The organism is Pseudoalteromonas rubra (assembly GCF_004212645.1).
Classification (GTDB): Bacteria; Pseudomonadota; Gammaproteobacteria; order Enterobacterales; family Alteromonadaceae; genus Pseudoalteromonas; species Pseudoalteromonas rubra_G.
On sequence record NZ_PPUZ01000168.1, the window covers coordinates 1 to 303 of the forward strand.

1 rRNA gene is annotated in these 303 nt (G+C 45.9%); it reads right to left on the reverse strand.

The features are described from left to right. Positions 1–202: 202 nt before the first annotated feature. Positions 203–303, reverse strand: a 5S ribosomal RNA gene (rrf, locus tag C3B51_RS23340); the annotation flags it as partial.

A 303-nucleotide genomic window follows, 5' to 3' on the forward strand; every position in this document is an offset into this window, starting at 1 on the left:
TGCTGACAGGGTGAAATCATTATGCTTTCGGGACTGGATAAATCTGACCAGTTAATTATTCAAAATGGTATTAGAGAACGCAGACCTATTCCACCATCCAGCCAGCTTCATGGATGAATAGACAGCGCCATTCTGCCTACACCTTTTTAAATCACACATAGCAAAAAACCCGCTGCATTGCTGCAGCGGGTTAATAATAAGGCCCTGGCGATGTCCTACTTTCACATGGGAAACCCCACACTATCATCGGCGCTGTTTCGTTTCACTACTGAGTTCGGCATGGGGTCAGGTGGTTCCAAAATG